The 6966-nt window shown below is 38.9% G+C and carries 9 protein-coding genes; 3 read left to right on the plus strand and 6 right to left on the minus strand.

What is annotated here, in order from left to right:
- Positions 1-122: 122 nt before the first annotated feature.
- Entirely contained in the window at positions 123-992 is an 870-nt protein-coding gene (locus AC1DND_RS18640) for a diacylglycerol/lipid kinase family protein (RefSeq protein ID WP_477583904.1), read from the minus strand.
- Positions 993-1049: 57 nt separating this feature from the next.
- On the opposite strand from AC1DND_RS18640, the gene AC1DND_RS18645 reads away from it, so the two are divergent.
- Positions 1050-2024 carry an App1 family protein gene (locus tag AC1DND_RS18645; protein WP_477583905.1) on the plus strand — a complete coding sequence of 325 codons (975 nt, stop codon included), beginning with the start codon at positions 1050-1052 and terminating at the stop codon, positions 2022-2024.
- Positions 2025-2385: 361 nt separating this feature from the next.
- Here AC1DND_RS18645 and AC1DND_RS18650 read toward each other — a convergent pair whose 3' ends face one another.
- The gene (locus AC1DND_RS18650) at positions 2386-2754 is read right to left on the minus strand and encodes a YccF domain-containing protein (protein WP_477583906.1); all 369 of its coding nucleotides are present in this window, start codon (positions 2752-2754) and stop codon (positions 2386-2388) included.
- 106 nt (positions 2755-2860) lie between these two features.
- Here AC1DND_RS18650 and AC1DND_RS18655 point away from each other — a divergent pair, with 106 nt between their 5' ends.
- Positions 2861-3211, plus strand: a complete 351-nt coding sequence (locus AC1DND_RS18655; protein ID WP_477583908.1) for a hypothetical protein — start codon at positions 2861-2863, stop codon at positions 3209-3211.
- Between the two features lie 59 nt (positions 3212-3270).
- Here AC1DND_RS18655 and AC1DND_RS18660 read toward each other — a convergent pair whose 3' ends face one another.
- The 3 genes from AC1DND_RS18660 to AC1DND_RS18670 all read right to left on the minus strand — a co-directional run bounded on the left by AC1DND_RS18660 (position 3271) and on the right by AC1DND_RS18670 (position 5695).
- Positions 3271-4470: a DUF1501 domain-containing protein gene (locus AC1DND_RS18660; RefSeq protein WP_029278263.1), complete on the minus strand. Its 1200-nt coding sequence runs from the start codon at positions 4468-4470 to the stop codon at positions 3271-3273.
- A 92-nt stretch (positions 4471-4562) separates the two neighbouring features.
- A complete protein-coding gene (locus AC1DND_RS18665; RefSeq protein WP_477583913.1) occupies positions 4563-5204 on the minus strand; it encodes a DUF1800 family protein in 642 nt (213 codons plus the stop codon).
- Entirely contained in the window at positions 5126-5695 is a 570-nt protein-coding gene (locus AC1DND_RS18670) for a DUF1800 family protein (protein WP_477583909.1), read from the minus strand. Before AC1DND_RS18670 ends, AC1DND_RS18665 begins: the two co-directional genes overlap by 79 nt.
- A 73-nt stretch (positions 5696-5768) precedes the next feature.
- On the opposite strand from AC1DND_RS18670, the gene aat reads away from it, so the two are divergent.
- Positions 5769-6401 carry a leucyl/phenylalanyl-tRNA--protein transferase gene (aat, locus tag AC1DND_RS18675; protein WP_477583911.1) on the plus strand — a complete coding sequence of 211 codons (633 nt, stop codon included), beginning with the start codon at positions 5769-5771 and terminating at the stop codon, positions 6399-6401.
- Here the strand turns inward: aat and AC1DND_RS18680 are convergent.
- Positions 6398-6966, minus strand: a 569-nt coding sequence (locus AC1DND_RS18680; RefSeq protein WP_477583912.1) for a TMEM175 family protein, incomplete at its 5' end; no start/stop codon positions are given. The two genes, aat and AC1DND_RS18680, sit on opposite strands and share 4 nt — an antisense overlap.

The following is a 6966-nucleotide window of genomic DNA, read 5'->3' on the forward strand; positions in this document are numbered from 1 at the left end:
GCTTTATTACTTATTTGCCAGAAGTGTTAAACCTCGGCGAACGTTGGTTTGATATTTTGTTCCGCATCTGTTTTATTGCCGAATTCTTCAGATTGTATTTTACCATTAAAATTCACCGTTCATCATTCTGATACACCAGGTAAAACCACCGTTATGGCAGCAGGCAGAATTTTTGCTTCAACGGTATTCACCCTGCCAATGTATTCTCCATCAACCTGAAAGTGTGCTTTATGTTTCGAAGAAATCTTAACCTCAGCGGTTTGAAATACTTCTATTTTTTTAGGATTGAAAGGCAATTTGGTGATCCATATTTTTAGTATTTCAAGATATGAGTAGTCTTTTACCAAAACCACTTCGAATAGATCGTCGTCTAATTTTCCGTCTGGGTTTATTTTTAATCCAGAACCATACATGGTTGCGTTCGCAATAGCCACCATTGCCGCTTTAGAAGTGATTGTTTCATCTTTAAGTTTCAATTGCACGTCCATTCTGCTGTGGTTCCATAAAGCATGCCATGTAGCCTTTGCATAACCCCACATGCCGCGTTGGGGAAGAGAATCAAATTTCTTTACCAGATAAGCATTAAAACCTAAATCGGATAAATGGATGCAGATTTCATCATTAAGTTTAACTACATGAATTTTTTGCAAGCGGCCTTCATCCAGAATAGCTAAAGCCAGTTCAATATCAGTCGGGATGCCTAATTCTTTCGCCATTCCATTTGCAGAACCGGCAGGGATAATCCCGATAGGGGTTTCAGTATGCAACAGACATTCAGCAACCAGTTTTAAGGTGCCATCGCCACCAACGGCTACCACACGATCTGCCTTCGCGCTTTTAATCCTTTCTTTTATCTGCTCTAAAGAGCAGTCTTCTGGTAATTCGAAAAGATCGATCTCCGTTTTTTTTGCATCGAAATGGGTAGAAATTACTTCCTTTAGGTTAATGTCATGGCTGCCCGAGCCTGGGTTGATGATGAATAATAATTTCATGTGTTACCTTATGGTTTACATCACAAACAACTTTTAATAAACTCTGTTTTAATACAGATGAATAAATCTGCTAGTGTTAAGGTATATCATGGCTATGGCCATGCACACAATTTGGTTGTTTATGGTCATGTTTTTAAACGCAAGGCAAAAACACAGCAGGTTTACAGCAATAATTTGTTTGTTAATATCGCGCATCTTTTAAAGCTCTTCATTTTAAAACCTTACGCTTTTGTTGAGGTGCGTTTGCAATTTTTTGATCAAACGATTTACAATAAAACCGAAGGGGATGGCTTTTTTAAATTCGAATGGAAAGCTGAACATGAGGTGCCTGCTGGTTGGCACTTTGTTAAAGTAGAAGCTGTTGATAAAAACGGGAAAGTTTTAAGTGCAGGTGAGGGTAAGGTATATGTACCCCACATTACGCAATATGCCTTTATTTCGGATGTGGATGATACCGTGATGATTTCTCATTCGGCAACTATAGGGCGGCGGTTGAGAGAGCTGTTTATCAAGAATCCACATACACGTAAAACCTTTCCTGATGCAGCCAGTCATTATCAGCAATTGGCCATGTCGCACACTGAATCAGATCAGCCCAATCCTTTTTTTTATGTAAGCAGCAGCGAATGGAACCTTTACGATTATTTGGTCGAGACTTTTAGGTTTAACAAGTTGCCTGACGGTGCTTTTCTTTTAAATACATTAAAACGATGGAAAGATTTAGTCAGCACAGGTAAAACAGGTCATGAGGGTAAATTATTGAGGGTAATGCGGATTTTAGATGCCTTCCCCAACCAGAAGTTTGTGTTTTTTGGTGATAACTCGCAGCAGGACCCAAAAATTTATTCCACAATAGTGGAGAAGTATCCGAAAAATATCGAAGCGGTCTACATTCGCAATATTCGTCCTGAAAAAGAAGTAGAAACAAGACAATTGCTTAACAAAGTTGAGGAAAAAGGGGTGAGTGCGTGTTTATTTAATAATAGCGGGGAAGCGATTGAACATTCTAAAGCAATAGGATTGATACAATAGTTTTTGGAGCGCAAGGGCCGTGCTCATCGGTCTTGATAGTCCCGCTTTTCTTCCTGCCCCGATGAAGTATCGTGGGCATCCATTCAATCGGGGCTAGGTACAATGTTTTTGCTAACGGGAACAGGCCACAGTTCAATAAACCCGACAGTAGCGGCAGCCCCGTCCCGATTTTTCATCGGGATCATGAGGGCTATAGCGAATGGCGGGACGATCGGATCCGATAAGCACAGAACCTGCTTTCCAAAAAAAGCTATCGCCATTTCGGGACTGGAAATGAGCGAGTCTAAGCAATCTTAATAGCGATTGTTGTAGGATTGCTTCGTGCCTCGCAATGACGAAAAATAGAGGGAATTACCTCAAATCAAGAAATCGATTTTCCGAACGGTGTAAATGCTAAATTCATTAACTTAAAATGCTGACGCCCAAATGGAATACCCACAATGGTAATGCAAAGCAGGATACCAAAAAATAAATGCGTTAAGGCAATCCAGAAACCGCCACATAAAATCCAGATCAGGTTCATGATGGTAGAAAGGCAACCTGTGTTTGATGAGGTATCAGTTATTTTAACGCCAAAAGGAGCGAGACCTACAATGGCAAATTTAAAACATTGGATGCCAAAAGGAATCCCCACAATGGTTAGACAAAGGATAAGGCCTCCAATAATATATTCGAAGAAAATAAAGATACCGCCAAAAATAATCCAGATAATATTGCTTAAAAAGTTCATTATGTTTTTTAGTTTAAGATTTAATAATGGATGTTTTGTTACAATTCATTTAATACATACTCACGTATTCTTCGTAATTTAGAATCACACACAAAAGAAACACAACATGAAAAAATTAATTCTTGCAGCGACATTCGTCGCGTGCTTTGGGCTGTCGCGTGCCAAAGCACAAAATGTAAATGGCTTTAAGTTAAGTGATATCAAGGTAGATTACATCGAATTAAAACCGATTTATAATGGTGGTGATACCTATATTGCCAGGGTAGATTATGGGCAAAAATTCAAACGGCCTAAAGAAATGAACGTAAGAGACGACGACGGAAATGATTTGCTTTTCAATTCCCAAATAGATTGCCTCAATAAATTGAAAAGATATGGCTATGAACTTCTTAATACCTATACCGATCAGATTGATAAAGACAGCAGTAGACCTGTTTATGTGTTAAAAAGGAAATAGATAATAAAGAAGTCAAGTTGAATAAACAACCTGCTATGAAACTTGACTTCTTGTAAGATCTATATAAAATCGAGCGTATTAAACTTTTTATTCAGAATATCAGCATTATTTACATCCAGCCATTTATCTAAAATGGTACCATAAACCTGTCTGAAATCCAATTGATATTTTAAATCGCCTGTATCCAGATCACTTAAATTAGGCGCAGCATTAAAAATCCCTTGTTTCTTTAATTTTCCGCCAAAAACAAACATATTATTTGCCGTTCCGTGGTCGGTGCCGTTACTGGCGTTTTGTTCAACCCTGCGGCCAAATTCGGAGAAGGTAATTACCAAGGTATCCTCCAATTTATTGTTCGATTTTAGATCTTTCAAAAAAGCAGCCATACCTTCACTATATTGTTTAAGCAGATTACCTTGTTGACCAATCTGATTTACGTGGGTATCAAAACCACTTAAGGATACATAATAAACCCTTGTTTTTAATCCCGAAGAAATAAATTTAGAAACCGTTTTCAATTGGTTTGCAAAACCCGAAGTAGGGTAAGTAGATTTCGACTGATAAATTTTGGAAGTATTCTGGATATAACTGGCAGAGGATGAAGTTTCGATCATGGTTTTATATAAATAACCTAAATTATCTTCATCTAAATGTTCCTTATCATTCTGCAGCATGGCCTTAAAAAAGGGATCGTTTGTATTACGGAACAAAGCTGCGGGATCTTTTAATGCAATTCCTTTTTTGGTTTGCCCTTTCATGGCCAGAGAAAGCGAGTCGTCTACTTCTATCGCAGTATAAGGGAATTTGCAGGTTTGGCAATTGCTATCTAAATAACGGCCAATCCATCCGGTTGATAGGAATTGATTGCTATCGCTACCCGTTTGCCAGATATCCATCGAACGGAAATGCGAGCGATCTGGATTGGGGTAGCCAACATCGTTGATGATGGTCATCCAGCCTTGATCATAAATTTCTTGCAGGGCCGCCATGTTCGGATTTAGCCCCTGCATGTCGTTCAATTTAATTACCTCTTCAGGTTTAATGGCAATACTTTTTCTTTTTTGGTAGTAAATATCGTTTCCAAAGGGAATAACCGTATTTAAACCGTCATTTCCACCAGAAAGCTGTACCACAACTAGGTTTTTGTATAGGCTCAGCTCATCAAGCGCCATGGCCTCAAGCGGTTTCATAAAAGCGGGAACAAATAGCGAACCTGCTGCAACAAATCCTGTATTTCTTAAAAAATTTCTTCTGTTCATCTTGTTAATATTTTGGTTCAATGTTCATTCGTCAATAGTTCATTGGTTTGGGTGTTCAGCTAATTGGCTATTGGACCATCAACCATTGACTATTAACACAACTGATACTCTGGCATACTGGTAATTTCGACTGCAGTACTTCGCAATCCTTTATTATCGCTTACCATCGTTGTTATTTTGGCATTTAATTTCGGTTGCAATAAAAACTCGGTAAGTTCCAGTGGCGTTAATCCTTTTGGTAAAGTATCTAAAAATTTAGGCCAGTCTGCATTTGCGTTTACGTACGATTTTGGTTTCATGTTGGCATTTGCATTGGTRGTAGCTGTTCTGCTTAAGGCAATTACAGCTTCGTCTTCAGGATCTGCTTTGCCGCTGAAATCGATTTCCCCGTCATTTAAAACAAGCGAAGGAATGCGCATCCTTAACATTAATGATGAACTATCAATCCAGCTTTGTCCGCCAGGCCAGCCCGCTACATTAGGTGGGTTAAATAAATATTGCCCCAAACTGCTTTGTAGCTGTATTAACACCTGTGGTTTGTTATAGGTAACATAAAACTCGCGACTTAAGCCTACTAAAAATTCAGCGGGTGATTTAATTTTTGTGCCTACATTCTCCGGACTATAAAACCAATCTGATGTAAACATTTTTTTCATCATCGAGCCGATGTCGTATTTCGAGTTGTAAAAATGTGTGGCAAGTTCTTTAACATGAGCCTCATTCGGGTCAGGTATTGCAGCATTGCGGGCGACTTGGAAACTTCAACCAGTAAGGTTTTAAAGCTGCCCAGGGCATTTGTTCTTTGGATGTTATTTAATTGTTGCGCAAAAAATGGGTTATTGCTGCGGCAGGCAAAATGGCCATGCCAAAAAAGCGTCATCTTTTCCCTCAACGGGGCATCGGTATTGATCATTTTGGTAATGAAGGCAATATTCAGATCGCGGCTTACTTCGTTTTGCTCCCGTACAATCTGCTGGCGCATTTTCTTTTCTTCATCGGTCAGGTCTTTTTTCGAGTATAAACCCGCCTGAACCAAAAGTTGTCGTTTCGATTCGTAATCGTTCACTAAATTAATGGGATCGTTTTTTAGGGAATCTTTAAGTAGATTATCGACCACTTTATCGAGATTTTTTTTGCTTAATTTTTGTAAGTCGGCATAAGAAACCCCGAAGCCTGCCCGGTTGTAAAGATGTTTTACTTTTAAGAAATTATCTTTTGCGCTCATAATAGACTGTTTTACAGTATGACATATTTAAAACGCCAAGGTTTAATCTTTGTTTTCTTTCTTATTTTTGCCTATGTTTTTTCAGCTACTAGATGACAATCCGGGCTTTCCAGACCCAGCCTTGGCAGAAGAGGATGGTTTATTGGCCATTGGCGGTGATTTAAGTACGGAGCGGTTGTTAATCGCCTATTCGAATGGGATTTTTCCATGGTTTAGTGAAGGCGAACCAATCCTCTGGTATTCGCCACACAAACGCTGTGTGATTTATCCTGATAAAATTAAAATCAGTAAAAGCATGCAGAAAATTTTAAACCAGGAAGTTTTCAGGATTACTTTTAATCAGGCTTTTGCCGAAGTGATCCGCAATTGCGCAACTACCGAAAGGAAAGGGCAGGATGGTACCTGGATTACCAACGAAATGCAAGAGGCTTACATTAGCCTTCACCAACAGGGCTACGCGCACAGTGTAGAGGTTTGGCTAGCGGATAAATTGGTGGGTGGCTTATATGGTTTAAAAGTAAATCGTGTTTTTTGTGGAGAAAGTATGTTTAGCCATGTAAGCAATGCCTCAAAAGCAGCATTGATTTTTTTAAGTAAAATGAATATCGATTTAATTGACTGTCAGTTGCCGAACGATCATTTAATGAGTTTAGGTGCTGAAATGATTGAACGAGAAACATTTATGCGTATTTTGACAGTGGACTAATCTTTATTCTCTAACGATTGATGTATAGCCCGTTCAATTCTGGTGTCGGGTATAAACCAAATGGCTGCAACAATTACATACATGGAACAGCCAATCCAAGGGTTTATGAAGCTGAGGCCTATTCCCAAGGCATAAAAAACTAAAGAAATTTTTCCTTTGCTATCATTGCCTATTGCTTCAACTACCAGTGAATGTGCACCTTCTGTTTTTTTAATCGTGATGACCAAAATTAAATAAGCAATGGCCGCTAAAAATAATACTACGCCATAAGCCACAACTGGCCAAAAGGTGAAATGGTTTTCGCCCATCCATCCTGCCGTAACCGGGAAAAGTGATAACCAGAAAAGCAGGTTTAAATTAGCCCATAACATTGATCCGCTCACTTTCTTAACCGCATGCATGAGGTGATGGTGATTGTTCCAGTAAATACCTACGTAAGTAAAGCTTAAAACATAACTGATAAATTTTGGAATAAGCGGTTTTAAACTAACTAAAGTATCGCCATGCTCGGGCACCTTAATCTCTAAAACCATAATGGTAATGATAATTGCAATTRCTCCATCAC

It is taken from the genome of Pedobacter sp. 01N416 (assembly GCF_056399685.1).

Excerpts from the sequence above, each read along its gene's own strand:
- AC1DND_RS18640 (WP_477583904.1), bottom strand. The coding sequence starts at position 992 with ATGAAATTATTATTCATCATCAACCCAGGCTCGGGCAGCCATGACATT.
- AC1DND_RS18650 (WP_477583906.1), bottom strand. The coding sequence starts at position 2,754 with ATGAACTTTTTAAGCAATATTATCTGGATTATTTTTGGCGGTATCTTT.
- AC1DND_RS18655 (WP_477583908.1), top strand. The coding sequence starts at position 2,861 with ATGAAAAAATTAATTCTTGCAGCGACATTCGTCGCGTGCTTTGGGCTG.
- AC1DND_RS18670 (WP_477583909.1), bottom strand. The coding sequence starts at position 5,695 with ATGAGCGCAAAAGATAATTTCTTAAAAGTAAAACATCTTTACAACCGG.
- aat (WP_477583911.1), top strand. The coding sequence starts at position 5,769 with ATGTTTTTTCAGCTACTAGATGACAATCCGGGCTTTCCAGACCCAGCC.
- AC1DND_RS18660 (WP_029278263.1), bottom strand. The coding sequence starts at position 4,470 with ATGAACAGAAGAAATTTTTTAAGAAATACAGGATTTGTTGCAGCAGGT.
- AC1DND_RS18645 (WP_477583905.1), top strand. The coding sequence starts at position 1,050 with ATGAATAAATCTGCTAGTGTTAAGGTATATCATGGCTATGGCCATGCA.